The organism is Arthrobacter oryzae (assembly GCF_003634095.1).
Lineage (GTDB): Bacteria > Actinomycetota > Actinomycetes > Actinomycetales > Micrococcaceae > Arthrobacter > Arthrobacter oryzae.
On the sequence record NZ_RBIR01000009.1, the window covers coordinates 123,418 to 145,656 of the forward strand.

Below are 22,239 nucleotides of genomic sequence, written 5' to 3' on the forward strand. Positions count from 1 at the left end.
GGTGCGGCCAGATGGTGCTGCGGTGCGGGTTTTACCCGGGGTTGCGGGTGCGTTCAGCTCACGTCTGCGTGATGTTGTCCTGGGCCGTAGGTGCGGGGTCTGGTTCCGTGGCCGGGGCGGTAGTCGGCGCGGGTGCCCAGGGTCCAGGCGGCAAAGGAGTGACCCAGGGCGAGTCTGTCCGCAGGTTTGTCTCCGCGGAGAAGTCCCGCAAGATAGCCGGCAGCGAAAGCGTCCCCGGCGCCTACGGGCTCGATGACGTCGACCCGGTGGGCCGGCACCCGGCAGATGCTTTGCTCCCCTGTCCGTTCCCGGACGAATTCGACGGCTTCGGTTGCCGAGTCCTTGATGACGAGATATCGGGGGCCCGGCAGGAGGATGGAGACTTCTTCGGCGGTGGTGCAGCCCCACAGGGTTTCTGCTTCATCGAGTCCGACGAGGACCACCGTTGCCCTGCCGGCCAGTTCCCGCAGGCGCGGCCCGGCGGCGTCGACGCTCCAGAGGGCGGGTCGGTAGTTGACGTCGAAGGAGACCTTGTAGCCCGTCGGTTCGGCTCGGTCGAGGAGGTGCTCGGTCAGTGCCGAGCAACTGTCCGAGAGGGCGGCGTTGATGCCGCTGGTGTGGATCCAGCCGGTCTGCTCCAGCGACCAGGTCCCGGCATCCTCCGGCGCCATGGCCGAGGCCGCTGATCCGGACCGGTAATAGAGCGTCCTGGCACCGTGGCCCAGGTCGGGGTCCTTGAAGTACACGCCCGTTGGGGCGGTGCTGTCGCGGGTGACGAGTCTGACGTCCACGCCCCGGGCGGCCAGGCCGGCCTGGATCCGCTCACCAAACGGGTCCAGGCCGAGGCGGCTGGCCCATCCGGCCCGGTAGCCGAATTCGGCCAGGTGCGCGGCGACATTGGATTCTGCTCCGCCAAATCCCAACAGGCATTCCTCGGCTTCGCTCAGCGGCTGGGGCTTTGCCGGGGTGACCACGGCCATGGTCTCTCCGACACAGAGCACGTCCAAAATCATTTGACGGCTCCTGCGGTGAGACCGCCGACGAAGAACTTGCCCAGGACGAGGTACAGCAGGACGGTGGGTGCGGCGACGAGGACTGCGCCTGCCATGAGTTCGGAGTAGTTGACGGTGGTGGTGCCAATGAGGTTGTTCAGGGTCACGGTGGCCGGCCACGCGGCCGGGGAGGCCAGAATGAACCCGAAGAGAAAGTCGTTCCAGATGTTGGTGCACTGGAAGATTCCGGCGACGACAAAACCGGGCACGGAGAGCGGGAGCATCACGCGGAAGTAGGTTTTCCAGATCCCTGCGCCGTCGATGGCTGCCGCTTCGATGATGGCGCTGGGAATGCCCTCGTAGTAGTTGCGGAAGATCAGCGTGGTGATCGGGATGCCATAGATGATGTGGACAAGGATCAGGCCGACAATGCTTCCCTGCAGGTGCAGCATGTTCAAGAACTGGAACACCGGGATGATGACGGCCTGGAAGGGAATGAACATGCCGACCAGCAGCACCGTGAAGAGGGCGTTGGAGCCCTTGAACGGGAACTTGGCGAGGATGTAGCCGTTGATCGAGCCAAGGAAGCACGAGATCAGGGCGGCCGGGATGGTGATCTGCAGGGAGTTGGCAAGGGACCCGTGGAGTTTTGTCCAGGCACCCTTGAAGGCATCCAGGCTCGGCGCGTCAGGGAAGGCGAGGAAGAAGCTGGGCGCCCCGGTGTTTCCGGAGAGTGCCGTGGCGATGATGACGTACACGGGCACCAGCATTCCCAGGGTGGCGATGGAGCAGATTGCCAGGATGATCCATCCGCCTGCAGTCTTGGGGATGCTCCAGGACCGGGGCTTGGGGGCCCGTTTTCCGGGGCGGCGGCGCGCCGCGCGGGCGGCCCGGGACGTGGTCGGTTCGAGGGTTTCGACGGCCATTGCTATGCCTTTCGCTCTTTCCGGTATCCGCGTACGAGGTAGGGGACGATCACCACGAGGGTTAGCAGGAGCAGGATGATCGCCATTGCCGAGGCTTTGTCGTAACGGCTGGTGAGGTAGTTGTAGATGTAGATGCCGGGGACGTCGGTGACGAAGCCGGGGCCGGATCCTGACATGGCGACGACGAGGTCGAAGATTTTCAGGGCCACGTGGAGCAGGAGCACGAAGCAGGTGATTGTAGAAGGCCACAACTGCGGCAGCACGATGTAGCGCAGGCGCTGCCAGATGTTGGCGCCGTCCACATTGGCGGCTTCGAGGTGTTCTTCGGGGATGGAGGCGAGGCCGGCGAGGTACATGGCCATGGCGAAGCCGACCAGCTGCCAGGCGGCGGCGAAAATGATTGGCAGCAGTGCCACCGGAATGCCGAGCTGGACTTTCAGGAAGTCCGTTCCGGAGGGATCATTCAATGCCCCCAGGATGGTGGGGTCGGTGGTCCAGCCTGGCGGGTTCTGGATCCCCATGTTCCGCAGGATTTCATTGACGCCGGTGGACGGTGCGAAGATCCAGCGCCAGGCCACACCGGTGACGATGAAGGACAGGGCATAGGGCAGCAGGAAGACCGTCCGGAACAGGCCCTTGCCGGCGGCCACGTGGTGGATGAAGAGGGCCGCGACGAGTCCGCCAAGGATGGCCAGGAGCAGGAAGATCACGGTGAAGACCACCACATTGCGGATGTCGGCCTGGAAGCGCTGTTCCTGGACCAGCTCGCCATAGGTGGCCCCCAGCGGCTGGCGGAGGCTCATATTCGGGCTCGTGCCGATTTTCCAGTTGGAGAGGGAGATATAGGCGGTGATGCCGATGAAAACGTAGACGAAGAGGAAGCTGACCAGCAGGCTGGGGGCAAAGATCCAGGCTGCCTTACGGGAAGTCCTGACGTTGTGCGGTACTTGTTTCCTTGACCGGGGATCGGGATCCACCGGCGTTGGCTGTGCTGTTGATGTTGTCATGTGAGAACTGATCCTGTCCGGGGGTGTGGCCGCAGTGCGCCGCAGCCACACCCTTGGCGACTTGGTTGGATGACCGGCTATTACAGCTGGGTCTTCTGCGCCTGCGTCATGCTGGCGATGAAGGCATCGATGTTTCCACTGCCGTTGAAGGTGGAAACAGCGTCGGCGTAGGTCTGGGCGAATTCCGCTCCTGCGGCCTGGGCGTGGGCCAGGGAGGAAACGACCTCGGCGGAAGCGAAGCTCTTAGCGGCCTCCTTCTGGTACTCGGACAGACCGGAGATGTCGGCGGACTTCAAGGCGGGGATGGAGCCCTTCTTCGCCGCGAACTCAGTCTGGATCTTGGGATCCATCAGCGTCTTCAGCCAAGCGTTTGCCGCGTCCGCGTGCGGGATGTTGTTCGCGGGAATGGAGAATCCGTCACCGACGTAGTCGAAGATGTCTTCCTTTCCGGGGAAGGTCACCCAGGTGAAGTCCTTACCGGGATTCTTCCCGCCGTTGACCAGCTCGCCGTAGGCCCAGTCCCCCATGAGGTTGACTGCGCAGGCCCCATTGGCCATCTTCTTCGCTGCTTCATCCCAGGTGATGGCGGAGTGGTCCTTGTTGGCCAGAGACAAGATCGTCTTGTAGTCCGCCAGCGCCTGCTTCACCTCTGGTGCATCAAAGGAGTACTCGTTGGTGAAGAGCTTCTTCCAGTTATCGGCACCGGTCCGCGACATGATGACGGACTCCAGCAACTCAGCAGACGCGAAGATGTCCTTGTCGCCCAGGCAGACGGGGGTGGCCCCGCTGGCCTGGACCTGCTTCAGGCTGGCGATCAGCCCGTCGACGCCGGCTGCGGGGTCGATCTTGACGTTGGCCTTGGCGAGCACGGCGGGGTTGGTCCACAGCACGTTGCCGCGGTGCACCCCGATCGGGACGGTGTAGTACTTGCCGTTCACCTGCTGGGCCGCGGCCACGTCCTTGGGCATCTGGGAGGCCCAATTGTTCTGCGTCCACAGCTCAGTCAGATCCGCGACCTGGCCGCCGTCAACGTAGCTCTTGAGCTGTCCGGCCGGGTGCACCTGCCAGGAATCCGGGGGGCTGCCGGCCTGAAGCCGCGCGGCCAGTGCCTGCCGTGCGTTGGCGCCGCCGCCGCCGGAAACCGCGGCGTTATCCACGGACAGCCCCGGTTTCGCTGCCTTCACGCCATCGATCAGAACATTCAAGGCGTCAGCCTCGGAACCGGAGGTCCACCAAGAGGTGATTTCGAGCTTGTCGGAGCCGCCACTGGCGGAGCTTTCGGAGGGCTGGTTGGCGGAACATCCGGTTACTGCAATAAGGCTTGCCGCCGCCGTTACGGCCAGCGAGATCTTGAGCTTGCTTGGTGCACGCATGACTACTCTCCTTTGGGTTGTCAGACGCCGGATAAGGCCCGGCTAGAGCCTGCGTTGTGGTCCAGATTACATAGTTAAGTAGATCGATGCAATAGTTTCTTTCCCAAGCGCCCGAGTGCGGCCTCGCTGACGGCAGCGTCGCAGAGTTGAGCGGCTGGTATCCCTTGAATCTAGGGAATTAAGTCTGGTAGATTTCCATTAGATCGGTCTACCAAAGGTCGTCGAAACGTGATAGAAATATTGAAATGATCAGGGAAGGAGGTGCAAGAGCAATGAAAACAGTGACTCTGAACGACGTAAGTAGGGCTGCGGGAGTATCTCGATCTACCGCCTCCCTGGTACTGAGGGGCAGCCCGAAGATTCCGGAGACGACGGCGGAGCGCGTCCGGCTGGCGATGACGGAACTGGGCTATGTCTACAACAGGCATGCGGCAAACATGCGGCGCAGCGAATCCATGACCCTCGGACTGATCGTGACCGATATCCGCAATCCCTACTTTGCCGGGTTGACCATGACCATTGAAGAGGCCGCCCATACAGCCGGCTACACCCTGCTTGTCGGCTACAGCCGCGATGACGTGGAGCGACAGTCCCTGCAGCTGGAGACCATGGTGCAGCAACAGGTCGACGGCATCTTGCTGCTGCCGGCCACGGGATCTGAACTGAACGCTGTCTGCGGCATCATTGACCGCTCCTCCGTCCCGGTACTTCAGGTTGCGCGCTACTTCTCAGAAGAATTGGACTACGTCGGGCCCGACAACATTGCCGCGGGTCAGCAGCTGGCCCGGCACGTGTCCTCCCTGGGTGCAGCCTCGGCGGTGCTGATTGGCGGCCCGGAACGCTCGTCGGCCCGCACTGAACGCATTGAAGGCCTGGAAACCGGTTTCACCGGAAGCGGCGTGGTCTTCGATTCGTCCCTCTCGGCTGCCGCGACCACTAACAATGCTGCCGGCGGCTCGGAGGGTGTGGCCCGGGTCCTGGACCAGGGCATCTGGCCGGACTGCATCATCGCCTACAGCGATGCGGTCGCGATCGGAATCTACGCCGAATTGCGCCGGCGAAACCTTGAACCCGGCCGGGACATCTCCGTGGCCAGCTTTGATGACATCGCCATGGCCGAGTTGCTGCTGCCGCCGCTGACTTCGGTGTCCACGTACCCGGAACTGATCGGACACCAGGCAGCAGAGCTGCTGCTGAACCGTATCCGCGACCCCTCACTGCGACCACAGCGCTCCCTCGTCGAACCGGCCCTGAAAATCAGGGCCTCCACCGCCCAATGGCGACCCCGAACCTAGGAGAACACCATGCCAGCACTGAAATGGGGTCTGATCGGCGCCAGCGATATCGCTGCCACCCGGGTCATCGCCGCAATCCGTGCCAGCGGCGGCGACGTTGTCGGCGTCGTCAGCGGATCACCCGAGCGGGCCGGAGACTTCGCCGCGAGCCACGGCCTGGCCCGGTTCACCACCGACCTGGACGAGCTGCTGGGCTGGGACATCGACGCCGTGTACATCTCGTCCGCCAATGTCTGGCACTATGACCAGGCAATGGGGGCACTGGGGGCAGGAAAGCACGTCCTGTGCGAGAAACCCCTCGCCCTGGAAGCCGCCCAGGCCGAGGAGATGGTCAAGCTCGCAGAGGAAACCGGCCTGATTCTTGCCGCCAACCACCACCTGCCCGGCAGCCCCTTGCACGCGAAAACCCGGGAGCTCGTCGCCGCCGGGACGATCGGCACCGTCCTCTCAGCCAAAATTGCGCACGCCGTCCTGCTGCCCGAACGGCTGCGCGGCTGGCGGCTCGGTCAAGGGACCCCCGGCAGCGGAGTCATCCTGGACATCACCTGCCACGACGCGTCGGTCCTGAACCCCCTGCTGGGCACGCCCGTTGCCGTCACCGCGTTGGCCGTCCGGCAAGCCGAATGGAACACCGGAGGTCAGGAAGATGCCGCCATGACCGTCATCCGCTACGAGAACAACAGTCAGGCGCCGGTTCTGGCCCAGACCCATGACTCCTTTACGGTCGGATATGCCGGGACCAGCCTGGAAGTCCACGGCACGGACGGCACCATTCAGGTCATCGATGCCATGACCCAAGACACCCAGGGACAGCTCGTCCTCACCACCGGATCCGGCGTCAGGTCCGTCGACGTCGACTGCTCAGAGGACCTCTACGTCATCGGTCTGCGGGCCTTCACCGCCGCCGTCGACGGCACCGGTGTCCCAACGGCGACCGGCCGGGACGGCCTGATGGCTCTCAAGGTCGCCCTCGCCGCCCAGGAATCCGCAACCTCCGGACGCACCGTCCACATCAACTAACAGCCAGGAAGAACATCATGCAGAAAGTACAGATCCTCTCGGCCCGCGAGGCAGCGGACCTCATCAACGACGAAGACGTGATCACCGTCAGCTCCTCCAGTGCACTGGGCTGCCCGGACGCCGTCCTGGCAGGCATCGGTCAGCGCTTCGAGGAAACCTCGCACCCGGTCAACCTGACTTCGGTGCACCCTATCGCCGCCGGCGACATGTACGGCGTCAAGGGCATCGACCACATCGCCCGTCCCGGTCTGCTCCGGAAGGTCATCGCCGGGTCCTACCCCTCCGGCCCCTCCAGCGCCGAGCCGCCCCTGATCTGGCAGATGATCGAACGCGACGAGGTGGAGGCGTACAACTTTCCCTCCGGCGTCATTTACCAGATGCACCGCACCGCCGCCGCGAAACAGCCCGGCGTCTTCACCCAGGTCGGGCTCGACACGTTCATCGACCCCCGTCTTCAGGGCGGCCGGATGAACGACGCCACCCCGGCCGCCCATGTCGAAACTGCCACCGTGGCCGGTCAGGAATGGCTGTTCTTTCCCTCCGTCGTCCCGAACGTCGCCATCATCCGTGCCACCACCGCCGACGAATACGGCAACCTGACTTTCGAGGACGAAGGCTCCCCTCTCGGAGCCCTGGACCTGGCCTACGCCGCGCACAACAACGGAGGCGTTGTCATCGCGCAGGTCAAGCGCCTCGCCGAGGCCGGGAGCCTGCACCCCCAGCACGTCAAGGTCCCCGGCATCCTCGTGGACGCCATTGTCATCGCGGAAGACCAGCTGCAGACCACCCTGACCCCCAACGACCCGGCCATCTCCGGACAACTGCGCCGGCCCCTCAGTTCGCTGCCCCACGTGGGGTTCTCCCTTGAGAAAATCACGGCCCGCCGCGCCGCCCAGGAACTGAAGGCCGGCGAAATCGTCAATCTCGGCTTCGGCGTTTCCGCCCTCGTACCCCACATCCTGGTCGAAGAAAATCAGGGGCAGGAAATCAGCTGGGTCATCGAACAAGGCGCCGTCGGCGGTATCCCGCTGCTGGATTTCGCGTTCGGATGCGCCCAGAACCCCGACGCGATCATGCCCAGCATCGACCAGTTCACGCTCCTGCAGGGCGGCGGGTTCAACCGCTCGCTGCTCTCCTTCCTGGAAATTGACCGGCACGGCAACGTCAACGTCCACCACCTGCCCAAAAAGCGCCACGTCACCGCAGGTGTCGGCGGCTTCGCCGACATCACCTCCTCGGCCCCGGAAATCGTGTTCATGGGAGCCTTCACCGCCGGGCGCCGTGACATAGGGGCCAGCGAGACGGGCCTGGACATCCGCTCCGACGGGCCCTTCACCAAGCTCGTCACCGACGTCTCCGCCGTCACGTTCTCCGGGCCCCGGGCCCTCGCCCGGGGCCAGAAGGTCAAGTACATCACCGAACGTGCGGTGCTGGAACTGACTCCCGACGGCTTGGTCGTGACCGAAATCGCCCCGGGCATCGACCTGCAAAACGACGTCCTGGACCGTTGCGAATTCCCCCTGATCGTTTCCAAAGATCTGCGCACCATGGACCTCGCACTGTTCGCCGACGCCCCGGTTGGCCTGCACCTTCCCACGCTGCCGCTGCACGAGCGGATCGAACAGCGCAACACCTCTGCGGCCGTGCGCTGACGCCCGGCCGAACCGCCTGAAAGGACTCCTGTGATGAAAAGCTTCCGCATTCTGACCCCGTATGAAACCGAACTCGCCGACGCCTTGTTCGAGACGATGTTTCCCTCGGACGGCGACAGCCCGGACGTCCGGGAGGCCGGGGTCACCGAATACCTGGACCTGACGCTCGAAGGCTACGGCCGCAAGCACCTGCCCAAGTACCAGTGGCTCTTCGGCGCCTTGGACCGTTATGCCCAAGAGCAGCACGGACGGAACTTCGCTGCGCTGACCCTGGACGAACGCACGGACGTGCTGATCCTGCTCGAGCAGGGCGAACTGACCGGCACGCTGCCCGCGAAGGAACAAAGGGAGCTTTTCAGCCAGGTCGTGGCCCACCTGCAGGAAGGCCTGTTCGCCGACCCGGCCCACGGAGGAAACAGGAACGCCGCCGGCTGGAAGTTCCTCAGGCACCCCGGCGTCTGGCTGGAAAACTCTGTAGAAGAGAACCTCAGCGCCGAGCACGTGACTAAAGGCGGGGTCATCAAGACCCTCGCGGACGCCATGCAGGAAATCCCCCGCGATACCGACGGCCACAGGCTCAAGCAGCTCGGCTACGAAAACGCTGTCAACCCGCAGATGACGGATGAGGTGGACGTTCTGCTCGTCGGCGTCGGCGCGATGGGCGGGCTCAGCGCCCAGGTCTTCGCCGAAGCCGGCCTGAGTGTGGTCGGTCTGGAGGCGGGACCGTTCCGGCCGCTTGATGAGTTCCTCCCCGACGAACTTGAACACGCCTACTACACCCGGGGCGGGCTGGGCCCGAAATTCCAGCAGGAGACCCCGCGCTGGCGGGAGTCAGCCGACGAGGAAGACAGCCGCGAGGCGACCTTCTCCCTCGGCCGGATGGTCAACGGCGTCGGCGGGTCCGCGGGGCACTACGGGTCCTGGCTGCGCCGCTTCCACCCCTGGCAGTTCGCCCCCAAGAGCCACTATGACGGCCTGTACGGTCCCGGTGCGCTGCCTGAAGACTGCACGCTGGCCGACTGGCCCGTCAGCTACGAGGACCTGGAACCGTTCTACACCAAGCTTGAACACCTGATCGGCATCGCCGGCGACGAGTCCAACCCGTTCGTCAAGCGAAGCAAGCCGTTGCCGCTGCCGCCGACGCGCCCGTTCATCCTGGGCAACAAGTTCACCGAAACTGCCAAGGCTGCAGGACTTCATCCGCACCCTGTTCCTGTCGGATTCACCACCGAGTCCTATGGCGGACGGCCCGCCACCGGCTACAGCGCCTGGAACAACGGCCTCGGCTCCTTCCGCGGGGACCGCTGGCACCCCGGCCTGGGCCCCGTTCCTGCCGCCATCGAGACCGGAAGCTTTGAGCTGCGCACCCACTCCCGCGTCACCCGGATCATCATGGATGACTCCGGCGCCGCCCGCGGCGTTGAATGGGTCGATCCCCTCGGCCGTGTGCGCCGCCAGTACGCCCGTGCCGTCATCCTCTCGGCCTACACCTACGAAAACCTGCGCCTGATGTACCTCTCGGCAGACTCCCGCCACGAGAACGGCCTCGGCAACAACACCGGCCAGCTCGGTCTGCACTACATGACCAAGATGTTCGGCCACGTCGACGCACTGTTCCCTGGCACCGAATTCAACCGCCACACAGGTCCGGCCGCCCAGGGCGTCGTTCTGGACGACTACCTCTCCCCCGACTTCAGGTCCCTGGACCACGGCTTCATCGGCGGCGCCACCCTCGGCGCGGAACAGCAGGCCCTGCCCCTGCAGATCGCCCGCGAAACCCTGCCCGGGGACGTCCGCCGCTGGGGCGTCGACTACAGGGACCACCTGAAGCTCTGGTCCCAGCAAGGCGTGATCCGGATCCAGCCCGACGCGCTGCCCTACGCCTCGCACCGCCTGGAAATCGACCCCCGGCACCGCGACTCCTCCGGGCTCGGCATGCCGCTGGTCCGGGTGACCTACCGGCTGCGCGAAAATGAACGCCGACTCGCCTCCTGGATGGCTGACCGCGCCACCGGGCTGCTCAAGGACATGGGCGCCACCAAAACATGGAAGGGCCCCTACTTCACAGGAGTCGGGTCCAGCCACGACCTCGGCGGCGCCAGGTTCGGACACGACCCCGCGGCCACCGTCCTGGACGAAAACCTCGCCGTTCACGACACCCGCAACCTCTACATGTACTCCGGCGCCGCGTTCCCCAGCTGCCCCGGCATCAATCCGACCCTGACCATCTGGGCGATCGTCATGCGCGCAGCCGAACACCTCGCCGGCGAGCTCGGCGGCCAGCGAAAGGACCAGCCATGAGCACGGACACGACGCCGGCTACCAACGAAGCCACCGGCACGGTCACCGTCGGCTACTCCGCGGACGGCCACACCGCGACCATCCTGATCGACAGGGCCTCGAAACTGAATGCCCTTACGCTTGGACTTCTCGACGACCTGGCCTCGGCAGCGCGGGAAGTGGCCGCCTCGGCCGCGCGGCTGGTCATCGTGCGCACAGGTGGCGAGAAGGTCTTCTGCGTTGGAGCGGACATCAACCATTTCGCCGACCTGTCCGCGGCGGGGATGTGGCGGGACTGGATTGCCACGGGCCACCGAGCGTTCGACGCCCTCGCCGGTCTGCGCCAGCCGAGCATCGCCGTCATCGACGGTCTCGCGTTCGGCGGCGGGCTGGAGCTCGCCCTGGCCTGCGACTTCCGGGTGATCGCCGCCGAGACACGCATCGCCCTGCCGGAGACCGGCCTCGGTACCGTCCCCGGCTGGGGCGGCACCGAACGGGCCACCGAACTTGCCGGCCGGGCACGGGCCAAGGAACTCGTCCTGACCCGCCGACAGCTCACCGGCGACGAGGCCCTCGCCTGGGGGCTGGCCACCGCCGTCGCTCCCAAGGACAGCCTGGAAGATGCGGTGGACCGGCTCAGCGCCGACCTGCTGGCGGGAGCGCCGCTGGCCGTGCAGCTGGGCAAACAGCTGATCGACGCCGCCGCAGACGGTGCCCCGTCCCGTGTGCTCGAAGCCCTCGCCGGGGGCCTGGCCGCCGCCACGGATGACCTGGCCGAGGGCGTCGCAGCCTTTCGGGAAAAGCGCGCCGCACACTTCACGGACAACTGATACCGCCCAGCGGACTCACGCAACATTTTCTAAGGACAGCTGACATGGAAACCAAGAGTTACACGCTCGACGATGTCGAGCCCACCTACCGGCCGATGATCATCGACGGCGAAGACACCGAAGCCCAAAACGGTGCAACGTTCACCCGACTGAGCCCCGCCCACGAAGTCGAGGTCACTTCCTACCCCCTGGGCGCACAGGACGACGTCAACCGTGCCGTCACCGCCGCCCGGCAGGCCCTAGACCGCGGCTGGCGGCAGTCCACCGGCTCCGAGCGGTCCAAGCTACTGCTCAAAGTCGCCGACCTCGTCCGCCGCGACGCCGAAGCACTGGCACTGGCCGAAACGCTCGAAACCGGCAAACCCATCACCCAGTCACGCAACGAAGTCGCCGGCACCGCCGAACTGTGGGAATACGCGGCCAGCCTCGCCCGTAACACACAGGGAGACGCCCACAACGCCCTCGGACGCGACACCCTCGCCATGGTCGTCCACGAACCCATCGGCGTCGTCGGCATGATCACGCCCTGGAACTTCCCGCTGTTGATCATCAGCCAGAAACTTCCCTTCGCCCTCGCCGCTGGCAACACCGCCGTGGTCAAACCCAGCGAAAGCACCTCCGCGACCACCGTGATGCTCGGACGGCTCATCCGTGAAGCGGGCTTCCCGGCCGGCGTTGTCAACATTGTCACCGGCGACCGGATCGTCGGTGCGGCCATCGCGGAGCACCCCGGCATCGACATGATCAGCTTCACCGGCTCCACCGGCGTCGGCAAGGGCATCGCCTCCGCCGCGGGCCGGGACCTGAAGAAGGTCGAACTCGAACTCGGCGGCAAAAACCCGCAGATCATCACGGCCAACGCCGACTTCACCGCCGCGGTCGACGCCGGGGTCTTCGGCGGGTACTTCAACGTCGGCCAGTGCTGCAACTCCGGCAGCCGCCTCATCGTGCACCGCTCCATTGCCGATGAGTTCGCCGCCGCCGTCGTCGAACGCGCCAAGCACATGCGCGTCGGCGATCCGCTGAAGGCCGACACCCTCGTCGGTTCCCTTGTCAATGACACCCAGCTCGCCGTCGTCGAACGCTACGTGGCGGAAGGCCGCGCAGCCGGAGCGCACCTGCTCACTGGCGGTGACCGGCTCGACACCGGCCTCAACGGACGCTTCTTCCAGCCCACGGTTTTCACCGATGTCACCGCCCGGATGTCCATCGCCACAGACGAAATTTTCGGACCCGTGCTGTCCGTGCTGCCCTACGACACCCTCGAGGAGGCCATCGGGATCGCCAACTCCACCTCCTTCGGCCTGTCCGCCGGGATCTGGAGCAACGACATCAACGAAGCCCTGACCGCGGCACGGGACCTTCGCGCCGGGACGGTCTGGGTCAACCGCTGGATGGACGGGTACCCCGAAGTGCCGTTCGGCGGCTACGGACACAGCGGTATCGGCCGTGAGCTGGGCCGCCAGGCCCTGGCCGAGTTCAGCGAACTCAAGACCATCCAGCTCCAGGTCGGCATCCGCGAAAACCGGTGGGTCGACGCCCCCGACGCCCCGCGCCCCTAACCCTTCTGAAACCCCTGACCCTTCAGAACTCCCGCACCCTTCAAAGGAAACGAACATGACCGCCCCCGCCACCACCGCCCCGGCACACGCGCCCGCCGTGCTGCCCACGATGCTGCCGCTCACGCTCCCGACAGGCTACGAAGTCCCGGCAGAGTTCGCCGAAGCTGCCGCCAGAGCCTGGAAGACCGCCTCAGCAAAACTCACCGGACTCATCACCACTCACCCTGACCGGTTCCCCCTCTACACCGAGGACGGCAAGTGGGTCGTCGACGGCGAGGCCTGGACCAACTGGTGCGAAGGGTTCCTGGGCGGCCAGCTCTGGATGCTGTCCCGCCGGGCAGAGCAGACTGACCAGGCGCGCTTCCGCGCCGCGGCCGAGCACTACTCTGAGCTCATCGAAGAGCGAAAGAGCGATAACACCGTCCACGACCTCGGCTTCCTCTTCTGGTCCACTTACCGGCGCTGGTTCGAAGCCACCGGTGACACCGCCAAGCGCGACGTCGTGGTGGAAGCGGGCCGCACCACCGCCAGCAGGTACCGCGAAGCAGGCCACTACATGCCCAGCTTCCGGCAGCCCGACAGCCTGTTCATCGACATCATGATGAACATTCACATGGCCCTCTACGCCGCGCAACAGACTGGAGACCAGGACATGGCCCGCAAGGCCGTGGACCACTGCCTGACCACTCGTCGATTCCTCATGCGCGGGGACGGCTCCGCCTCCCACGAGGGCATGTTCGACCTGGAAACTGGCGCGTTCCTGAAGCAGACCACCCAGCAGGGCTTCTCCGACGACGGCTCGTGGGCACGCGGGCAGGCGTGGGCCCTCTACGGTTTCGGCACGGTTTACCGCTTTACCGGCGACCGCCGTTTCCTCGATACAGCCATCGCCGCGGCCGACTTCTACATCGAAAAGACCGGCGACCGCCTCGTTCCCCCCAATGACTGGGAAGAACCGTCTCCCGTCCGGCCCTACGAAACCTCGGCCGCGGCAGCCGCAGCAGGAGGCTTCTGGCAGCTCGCCGGCCTCGTCCAGGACCGCACCAAGGCCCAGGTCTACGCCGACTACGCAGTGAACATCCTCCGCCGTCTCACGGAGGGTGACTTCCTCGCCAGCCCCGACGAGGAATGGGAAGGCGTGCTCAAGCACGGCAGCTACCACGAAGGCAAAGACCTCGGCGTCGACGAATCCGTCATGTGGGGCGACTACTGGTTCCTGGACACCGTGGACCAGATCCAGCAGTTCACCGAAGCCCATCAAGGGCTCTGATTTTTCTCCGCTGACACGCCTACGGGGCCGCTTTGTCCGGGAAAGCCGCACACCGGACAAGGCGGCCGCCAAGAAGACACGGATCTTCCTGCCGGAGAGGAACACCATAATGATTACTGCTTCAACGCGTATATGCGGCAGCTTTGCGCTTCCGAATCGCTCCACCCCGGTGCCTGTCATGCACAACGCGGCGTTCAACGCCCTCGGCATCGACTTCCGCTACTTCGCATTCGAACCGAGAGACATCGACGCAGCGATGAACGCGGTCCGCTCCCTGGACTTCGTCGGAGCGACAGTCTCGAAGCCATACAAACAAACCGTCATCCCCTGTCTCGACGAGATCGACCCCGTGGCAGCGGCCATCGGTGCCGTCAACGTCGTCCACAACCAGGACGGCCGCCTCGTGGGCTACAACTCCGACTGGATTGGAGCTGTCGCCGCCCTCAATGACCACGGCGACCTCCGCGACGCCCGCATCGGCGTACTCGGTGCCGGCGGCGCAGCGAGGGCCATTGCCTACGGCCTGGTCAAAAGCGGCGCCGACGTGACAATCTTCAACCGATCCTCAGCCACCGGCACTGCGCTCCCAGACGATCTCAGCGTCACATATGGCGGCTCGCTTGAAGACGCAGGCACTGCCGCACGCGAGGTGATCATCAACGCGACCTCCTCCGGCCATGGCAACGACGATGACGTCCCCGTGCCTGCCGCCGCCTTCAGCGCCACGAGAGTGGTCATGGACATCGTCGTACGGCCCACCGTTTCACCCTTTCTAGCGCGCGCGTCCCATTCCGGCGCGAGCGTCATCGACGGCGTCCGCATGCTCGTTCTCCAAGGCGCCTTCGCCTTCGAGAAGTTCACCGGCGTGCCCGCACCCGTCGACGTCATGCAGAACGCCGTCGTCGAGGCCCTCTCGAAATCATCTCCGTCACCTGCCCTAAGGCCCTCACTCCTGAAGGAATCACCAACCATGACAACCACAACCTCCTTAGTCCCCGTGCACGCCGAAGCACAGCGGAGCCGATGACCACCATGTCCTGGGAAACCATCGAAGAGGCACCCCGTCCCCAAGCGCCGGCAGAACCGGTGCTCCCGGACGAGGTGATCCGGACCGACATCGCCATCATCGGATCCGGTATGGGCGGCGGCACCATGGCCTACGCCCTGAAAGACTCCGGCGCCAAGATCCTCATCATCGAACGCGGCCACCGCCTGCCCGCGGAACCGCAGAACTCCGACCTGGACGAGGTCTATCTCAAGGGCCGCTACAAGAACGCCGATACCTGGTACAACGGGCGTACCGGAGCGCCCTTTAAACCGGGTGTCTACTACTGGGTGGGAGGAAACACCAAGGTCTACGGCGCCTGCCTGCCCCGCTTCCGGGCCAGCGATTTCGAAGAAACTCAACACCACGACGGGACTTCCCCGGCCTGGCCCTTCAGCTACGCCGACCTCGAACCGTACTACACCCGAGCCGAGCAGCTGTTCCAGGTCCGCGGACAGATCGGCGAGGACCCGACGGAGCCGGTTCACTCCGAGGCCTACCCTCACCCCGCGCTGGACCATGAACCGGACATCCAGGCCCTGGCCGACTCATTGCGGGGCCAAGGGCTGCATCCCTTCCGGATGGCCAACGGACTGGACGCGGACACGCCGGAAAAGCGCGCCCTCTGCGCCACCAGCGACGGCGCTCCCAACGAGGCCGGGCTGAAGTCCGACGCCGAAAAAATCGCCATCAACCCAGCGCTCGAGAGCAGCAACGCCACGCTGATGACGGACACCAAAGTCATCCGCCTCATCACGGGACCGGACGGAAGTACCATCGTCGCCGCACTGGCAGAACGCAATGACCAGATCATCCGGATTGAAGCCGACAAGTTCATCCTCGCCGCCGGAGCCGTGAACTCGGCAGCGCTGCTGCTGCGATCGGCAACAAAAGAACATCCCCGTGGACTGGCCAATTCTTCGGGACTGGTCGGCAGAAACTACATGGTGCACAACAGCACCTTCTTCATCGGTATCAATCCGTTCAAGATCAACAGGACCCTGTGGCAAAAAACCCTGGGCCTGAACGACTGGTACGAAGCCGGACCCACCAACCCGTACCCGCTGGGGAACCTCCAGATGCTCGGGAAGCTGCGGGCCAGCATGCTCAAAATGGCCCGCAGCTGGGCGCCGACCCCGGTCCTCAAAGCAATGTCGGACCGCAGCATCGATATCTACCTCACCACAGAGGATCTGCCCCGCCGGAGCAACGGTGTCAGCATCGTCAACGACAAAATCCGCATCTGGTGGGAGCCGAACAACCTCGAGCCCCACAGGGAGCTGGTCCGCCGGGTCAAAAGGGCCGTACGTAAAGCCGGCTACCCCGTGGTTTTCACCGAACGCATGGGCATCGAAACCAACTCCCACCAGTGCGGCACCGCCGTGGCCGGGCACGACCCCCGCTCCAGCGTGCTCACCCCGGAGTGTCGCGCCCACGACCTGGACAATCTCTGGATCGCGGACGGCTCCTTCTTTCCCTCCTCCGCAGCGTTGAACCCGGCCCTGACCATCGCCGCCAACGCGCTCCGCGTCGCGGACGCTATCCTGGCCGCAGGCGACGCGACCGAACGGGCACGCCAGAGAGCCCCGGAGGCATGATTTGCCCGGGATTCGGGATGAGGATTGGTAAAGTCGAGGAGCGGGGAGCGCCGCTTCTCCGCCTATCGACCCACCGGCAGGATTCCAGCATGGCCCCGCGCATCACCCTCGAAGACGTGAGCAAGGCTGCCGGCGTCTCACGTTCAACCGCTTCACTCGTTGTTCGCGGCGACTCCCGGATCCCGGAGTCCACCGCCGTCAAGGTACGCGAAGCCATGAACACGCTTGGGTATGTCTACAACCGGCAGGCCGCCAACCTGCGGCAAAGCCGGTCAATGACCATCGGACTCATCGTTACCGAGATCATCAACCCATACTTCGCCGAGCTGGCTATGGCCGTCGACCAAATCACGCACGACGCCGGGTACACCATCTTTATTGGCTACAGCCGGGACAATGCCGAGCGACAGCACGAGATCATCGCCTCCATGATCGAGCGTCAGGTCGACGGGCTCCTCCTGCTCCCGGCCCCCGACACCGATCCGGAAAAGCTCGCCAAACAGGTCAACGCTGCCAACGTCCCGGTCGTGCTACTGGCCCGCCATTTCCCTAGTTTCGACTATGTGGGTAGTGAAAACGTCAAGGGTGCAAGGATGTTGGGGAAACACCTTGCCGCTCTGGGCTGCAAGAGCGTGGCGTTCCTCGGTGGCCGCGCCGCGTCATCCCTCTCGGAACGGGAGGAGGGCCTCCGCACGTCGCTCGAGCCCCACGGATGTGAGGTATGGAGCACGGACGAGCTCCGAAGCGCCATCACTCCGGAAGGAGGCACCGCTGCTGTGGGCCGGCTCCTCGACCAAGGCCGCCTGCCGGACGCGCTCATCGCCTACAACGACGCCGTGGCGCAAGGAATCTACGACGAACTGCGCCGCCGCGGACTCGAACCCGGCCGCGACATCGCCGTCGCCTCCTTCGATGACACGCGCATTGCGGCCAGCCAGATCCCGCCGCTCACGTCCGTGGCAGGATTCCCCCAGCAGATCGGCGCCAAGGGCACCGAATTGCTGATGAACCGCCTGGCCGACGGAAACGCCGACATACAAAACCAACTGGCCCTCATCGAGCCTCAGCTGAAGATCCGATCCTCCACCGCCACCTGGCGCCCCCGGACCTGATCACACCATGCGTGGCGCTGCGGCCTTGAGGCCCGGCGCCCAGCCGGTCCAGCAGACAGGAAACTCATGCTCCACGAAAAGAACCTCGCCCCCGAGACAGAATTCGACCCGGACTCGCAGGACGAGCAGCCTGTAGCCGCGCTGCAATCCCTCATTCAACGCCTCGAAAACGAAGTCGACGCCCTGCACCTGAACAGCTTCAGCCAAGCGGACGCTCTCGCACTGGGCCTCCTGCTCGTTGACCTTGCCACACAGAGGAACCTCCCGATCGCCATCGACATCCGCCGAAACAGTCACATCCTCTTTCACGTCTCTCTGCCGGGAGCGACTCCCGACAACGACATCTGGGTCCAGAGAAAGAGCAGTACAACGGAGCGGTACGCCGAAGCGTCACTCCTTGTGGGCCTTAAGGGCCGGCTCGGCGGTGGACGCCTCGAAGACAACGGATGGTTCGACCAGACACGCTTCGCCTCCCACGGCGGAGCCTTCCCGATATATGTGAACGACACAGGGCATGTCGCCACGGCAACCGTGTCCGGACTGCCACAAAAAGCCGACCACGACCTGGTCGTGGAGGTATTGACCTTGTTCCGCGACCGCAACAAGGTCTGAGAAGGCACCTGACCAGGCGTTCAGGCGTTCGGCGGCCTGAGCCCCCGGCTCAGTTATTTGCGTCGGCTTCGATCCCTTCCGGCGCTCCCACGACATGTCCTTCGTTTGGAAGCGCCCGCCGTTCGGCTTGCGGACGTTTGTCGTAGGTGTATCCAGCGGCGGCCCGGTGAGGTGGAGTGTCCCAGGCTGCACCGGAATGAGAAAAGCCACCCACGAGCAACGGGCATCCCGTTTCTGCCGGACAAAGCGGGCACCGACCTCTCCCCTGGGCTCCCAGTGACAAGGGAATCCGAAGAAAATCTTCAAGAATCTCCACAGGTCATGTCATCACCACAACTCTGGGAGATGAATAGGTACAAGGCCAACCACGCCCGACACAAACAGCAAGAAAAGGAGGCCCGAATGACCCCAACTCACAGCAGGTCATGCACTTCCACGCGCTCCCGGCCATGAAGGAGTACCCAGCAACTCCGCTGTCCAAGTCCAGGGAAGGAGTCGCCAGACCAGCCGCCACCAACAAAAATGGGCCCCCGCAGGGGCCCATGAAGGAGACTTGTACACACTCAGCGGGCCACAAGCCCCTGAACAGGGAAAACACGTGCCCGAGGTGGGACTCGAACTGAATTCCCTCCCCCGCAAACACTGGGCTCCTGCGGAACATGCGGAATCCGGGCCGATCCGGCACCTGTACGGCCCGATCCGACGCCCAAAGTGTGTACTTTGTACACACCCCCGGATTGGCCAGTTCGAAGCCTTGCGGACCCACTCCCCATGCGGCGATTACGAATCACGCCGATCCGGCTCAGCGTCTGGACCATCGGCGCTCTGTCTCAAGAAACTGTTGTTTTCCGAGGCATCCAAGTGGGCGGACTTCGTGGGAAATCTAGGTTGCTGGTAGCGCCGCCCCCTCGCAGTCCATTTCACCGCACAGGTCTTGGATCCGGCTTACGCGCACCCTAAGTGAAACTCTGATTGATGGCGGAGAAAATTGCCTACCAGCTGATACCCGGGGATGTAGAGTCGCCGCGTGGAAGGAGCATGAAAATCACAGGACCTCTTGATGACATCGACATACCGGAGTACCTGCACGCCTTGGGGATACCGGGCTTGGCGGATATACATGTCCATTTCCTCCCGGAGCCGATGATGCGCAAGGTCTGGGAATACTTCGACAGCGCAGAAGAAAATTATGGGCGGCCGTGGCCGATCCAATACCGCACTGATGAGCAATCCCGGGTGGCAGTTCTGCGCGAGTTCGGGCTGAAAGCGATTCCGGCGTTGTCTTATGCGCATAAACCTGGCATGGCCCGGTGGCTTAATGACTGGAGCCTGGACTTCGCGCGGCGCGTTCCGGACGCTTTGCACTGTGCCACCTTCTACCCCGAGCCTGGGGTGGGCCAGTATGTACGCGAGGCCTTGGCCAGTGGCGCCCGACTGTTCAAGGTCCACGTCAAAGTCGGCGGCTTTGCTCCCGAGAGTCCGCTCCTTGACGAGGCCTGGGAAGCACTTGAGGCCTCGGCCGTCCCAGTCGTGATCCACGCCGGGTCGGCTCCATTGGCCGGGACCTTCACGGGACCCGAACACGTTCGCCGTCTGTTGGCCAAGTTTCCTGGGCTGTTGCTGGTCATCGCGCATATGGGTATGCCGGAGTACGACGCCTTCGCGGATCTCGCCCTGGACTACCCCCGGGTCTTTCTCGACACCACGATGGTGGGCACGGATTTCACCAACGGATTCGCCCCCATGCCCGAGAGCTATCAGGACCGTCTTTCCGGGCTGCAGGACCGCATCATCCTCGGTTCCGATTTCCCGAACATCCCGTACCCCTACGCCCACCAACTCGAGGCCCTGGACCGGCTGGGTCTCGGCGACGACTGGCTGCGCGCCGTTCTCTGGGAAAACGGCGCCCGCCTCCTTGACCTGTCGGCGGTCCGCACCTGATCCGCGTAGAGACCGTGCATCCTTCGCGTGATCTGTGCTCAGATGGAACCGATCATGATCCACGTTGAAGAGGGAGTTAGAGGGTTGCCCGCAGAATTGTTCTGTCAGGCCAGGGACGGCTTTGACCTGGCAGCCCAGGTCGGCGGTGCTGCCGGTTCGCCTGCCCTTTTGCTGCTGCAGGGACAGGCGAATTCCCACGCCTGGTGGAATGGCGTTCGAAGCGCCTTTGAGTCTGAGTTCCAGACCATCACGATGGATTACCGCGGAACAGGTTCGAGCCGCGGACCCGTCGCTCCGTGGACCACGGAGAGTTTCGCGGCCGATGCTGTGGAAATTCTTGACAGCGCCGGCATCTCCACTGCGTACGTTTATGGAACCTCAATGGGCGGGCGGGTCGCCCAAATGATCGCGGCACATTACCCCGACAGGGTGAAAGCGCTGGTCCTGGCGTGTACGACCCCCGGTGGGCCGAACGCTGTTGACCGCTCCCGGGAGATCAGCGCGGAACTTGCCCGGGCCTCTGCGGCAGACCGGCTCTATGTTCTGCATGACCTGTTCTACACCCCGGCCTGGCCCCATCCACCCGAGGACAGTTCCCTGCTCGGTGATGCTTCGATGACTCCGCAGGAGCTGGCAGCGCACCGCAAAGCAAGCAGGCACCACGACGCCTGGGACCTCCTACCCTCGATCACTGCCCCAACGCTGGTCCTGCACGGGGAAGATGACCTGATGACGCCGGCAGATAATGCCCGCCTTCTTGCCGACCGGATTCCCGGCGCGGGCCTGCAGATCTATCCCGGAAGCAGGCACGGATTCTTCGAGGAGTTCGCACAGCAGGTCACCCCGGCCGTGCTCGACTTTTTTGCGCGAACACCCGCCAACTGATCTCATACGATCCCGCGGGCCAGCCGGCCCCAGTCCCGCGAATGCTCCGGTGCCGGGTTAGCGGGATGAGCGGGGAGAAATCTGTTGAGTGCCGTGGTCCAGGTGCCGGCGGACGGCGCCCTCCCCGTCGGCCTGGATCTGCCGCAGGTAGTCCCGGTGGTCGTTGGCTACTTCTTCGGCCGAATAGTTCGGGCGCAGGTTGACCAGCAGCAGCAGCATTTCTGAATCAAGGCGTGCATACGCTTCCTGGAGCCTGGGGCTGTTGGCGGCGGCCACAATGGCCCGGTGGACACCGGCGTGGGCGGCCGCCACGACGGGCCAGTTCCTTGCATGCTCGCGGGCGGTTGACTCCAGTTCCGCCATGGCGGCACGAACGGGGGCAGTGACCTCGTCCGGCCACGACTGGCCGTAACGCGCGCAGGCCAACCGGACCGCTTCTGCTTCCAGCGCGCAGCGCAGCTCCTGAAGTCCGCGGACGTCCTCCGCGGTAAATGATGTCACCCGGATGCCACGGTACGGCTCCTGGATCACCAGTCGTTCGGCGCTCAGCAGAGCCAGTGCGGTGCGGACAGTGTGCCGGGACAGGCCCTCGTCCGAGGCAATGGCCTGCTCACGCAGCGGGGTCCCCGCAGCGAGCTCACCGCTGAGAATACGGTCCCGCAGATCATCAGCCAGTCGAGCGGCTTCAGTGGGACCGGGGGGAGCTTCACGACGCCTAGGAGACACCCGTCAACCCTACGACAGGAACAGGCGTCACCATTGGGCACGCGCCTGGCGCCGGACTGGCACAGGCGTCTTCCGGAGGGGTCGCCAGCGGTTTATCCATAAGGTACATTGTT

Annotated in this window: 18 protein-coding genes; 13 read left to right on the forward strand and 5 right to left on the reverse strand. The window is 64.5% G+C overall.

What is annotated here, in order from left to right; genetic code table 11:
* Positions 1 to 53: 53 nt before the first annotated feature.
* The 4 genes from C8D78_RS16885 to C8D78_RS16900 all read right to left on the reverse strand — a co-directional run bounded on the left by C8D78_RS16885 (position 54) and on the right by C8D78_RS16900 (position 4,298).
* A complete protein-coding gene (locus C8D78_RS16885) occupies positions 54 to 1,013 on the reverse strand; it encodes a sugar kinase (RefSeq protein ID WP_120955021.1) in 960 nt (319 codons plus the stop codon).
* On the reverse strand, positions 1,010 to 1,918 hold the full coding sequence (locus C8D78_RS16890; protein ID WP_120955022.1) for a carbohydrate ABC transporter permease: 909 nt from the start codon (positions 1,916 to 1,918) through the stop codon (positions 1,010 to 1,012). Before C8D78_RS16890 ends, C8D78_RS16885 begins: the two co-directional genes overlap by 4 nt.
* Before the next feature lie 2 nt (positions 1,919 to 1,920).
* The gene (locus C8D78_RS16895; protein WP_120955023.1) at positions 1,921 to 2,925 is read right to left on the reverse strand and encodes a carbohydrate ABC transporter permease; all 1,005 of its coding nucleotides are present in this window, start codon (positions 2,923 to 2,925) and stop codon (positions 1,921 to 1,923) included.
* 80 nt (positions 2,926 to 3,005) lie between these two features.
* Positions 3,006 to 4,298 (reverse strand): ABC transporter substrate-binding protein, encoded by a 1,293-nt coding sequence (locus tag C8D78_RS16900; protein WP_120955024.1) that lies wholly within the window; start codon positions 4,296 to 4,298, stop codon positions 3,006 to 3,008.
* A gap of 272 nt (positions 4,299 to 4,570) precedes the next feature.
* Here C8D78_RS16900 and C8D78_RS16905 point away from each other — a divergent pair, with 272 nt between their 5' ends.
* From C8D78_RS16905 to C8D78_RS16970, 13 genes are all read left to right on the forward strand, one after another.
* Positions 4,571 to 5,593, forward strand: a complete 1,023-nt coding sequence (locus C8D78_RS16905) for a LacI family DNA-binding transcriptional regulator (RefSeq protein ID WP_120955025.1) — start codon at positions 4,571 to 4,573, stop codon at positions 5,591 to 5,593.
* Positions 5,594 to 5,602: 9 nt separating this feature from the next.
* Positions 5,603 to 6,613: a Gfo/Idh/MocA family protein gene (locus tag C8D78_RS16910; protein ID WP_120955026.1), complete on the forward strand. Its 1,011-nt coding sequence runs from the start codon at positions 5,603 to 5,605 to the stop codon at positions 6,611 to 6,613.
* 17 nt (positions 6,614 to 6,630) lie between these two features.
* Positions 6,631 to 8,265: an acyl CoA:acetate/3-ketoacid CoA transferase gene (locus tag C8D78_RS16915; RefSeq protein WP_120955027.1), complete on the forward strand. Its 1,635-nt coding sequence runs from the start codon at positions 6,631 to 6,633 to the stop codon at positions 8,263 to 8,265.
* A 33-nt stretch (positions 8,266 to 8,298) separates the two neighbouring features.
* The gene (locus C8D78_RS16920; RefSeq protein WP_120955028.1) at positions 8,299 to 10,566 is read left to right on the forward strand and encodes a GMC family oxidoreductase; all 2,268 of its coding nucleotides are present in this window, start codon (positions 8,299 to 8,301) and stop codon (positions 10,564 to 10,566) included.
* Positions 10,563 to 11,375 carry an enoyl-CoA hydratase/isomerase family protein gene (locus C8D78_RS16925; RefSeq protein WP_120955029.1) on the forward strand — a complete coding sequence of 271 codons (813 nt, stop codon included), beginning with the start codon at positions 10,563 to 10,565 and terminating at the stop codon, positions 11,373 to 11,375. The genes C8D78_RS16920 and C8D78_RS16925 overlap by 4 nt, the downstream gene beginning before the upstream one ends.
* 44 nt (positions 11,376 to 11,419) lie before the next feature.
* Positions 11,420 to 12,937 carry an aldehyde dehydrogenase family protein gene (locus C8D78_RS16930; RefSeq protein ID WP_120955030.1) on the forward strand — a complete coding sequence of 506 codons (1,518 nt, stop codon included), beginning with the start codon at positions 11,420 to 11,422 and terminating at the stop codon, positions 12,935 to 12,937.
* A gap of 55 nt (positions 12,938 to 12,992) precedes the next feature.
* Entirely contained in the window at positions 12,993 to 14,207 is a 1,215-nt protein-coding gene (locus C8D78_RS16935) for a glycoside hydrolase family 88 protein (RefSeq protein WP_120955031.1), read from the forward strand.
* 109 nt (positions 14,208 to 14,316) lie between these two features.
* The gene (gene aroE / locus C8D78_RS16940; RefSeq protein WP_120955032.1) at positions 14,317 to 15,234 is read left to right on the forward strand and encodes a shikimate dehydrogenase; all 918 of its coding nucleotides are present in this window, start codon (positions 14,317 to 14,319) and stop codon (positions 15,232 to 15,234) included.
* Positions 15,231 to 16,850: a GMC oxidoreductase gene (locus C8D78_RS16945; RefSeq protein ID WP_244208457.1), complete on the forward strand. Its 1,620-nt coding sequence runs from the start codon at positions 15,231 to 15,233 to the stop codon at positions 16,848 to 16,850. The genes aroE and C8D78_RS16945 overlap by 4 nt, the downstream gene beginning before the upstream one ends.
* Positions 16,851 to 16,939: 89 nt before the next feature.
* Positions 16,940 to 17,962 (forward strand): LacI family DNA-binding transcriptional regulator, encoded by a 1,023-nt coding sequence (locus C8D78_RS16950; protein ID WP_120955033.1) that lies wholly within the window; start codon positions 16,940 to 16,942, stop codon positions 17,960 to 17,962.
* Positions 17,963 to 18,028: 66 nt separating this feature from the next.
* On the forward strand, positions 18,029 to 18,574 hold the full coding sequence (locus tag C8D78_RS16955) for a heme-degrading domain-containing protein (protein WP_120955034.1): 546 nt from the start codon (positions 18,029 to 18,031) through the stop codon (positions 18,572 to 18,574).
* 1,038 nt (positions 18,575 to 19,612) lie between these two features.
* Positions 19,613 to 20,515, forward strand: coding sequence for an amidohydrolase family protein (locus C8D78_RS16965; RefSeq protein ID WP_120955072.1), 903 nt, complete (start codon positions 19,613 to 19,615; stop codon positions 20,513 to 20,515).
* A 54-nt stretch (positions 20,516 to 20,569) separates the two neighbouring features.
* Positions 20,570 to 21,400 carry an alpha/beta fold hydrolase gene (locus C8D78_RS16970; RefSeq protein WP_120955035.1) on the forward strand — a complete coding sequence of 277 codons (831 nt, stop codon included), beginning with the start codon at positions 20,570 to 20,572 and terminating at the stop codon, positions 21,398 to 21,400.
* Between the two features lie 57 nt (positions 21,401 to 21,457).
* Here the strand turns inward: C8D78_RS16970 and C8D78_RS16975 are convergent, their stop codons facing one another.
* Positions 21,458 to 22,126, reverse strand: a complete 669-nt coding sequence (locus C8D78_RS16975; RefSeq protein ID WP_120955036.1) for a GntR family transcriptional regulator — start codon at positions 22,124 to 22,126, stop codon at positions 21,458 to 21,460.
* Between the last annotated feature and the right edge of the window lie 113 nt (positions 22,127 to 22,239).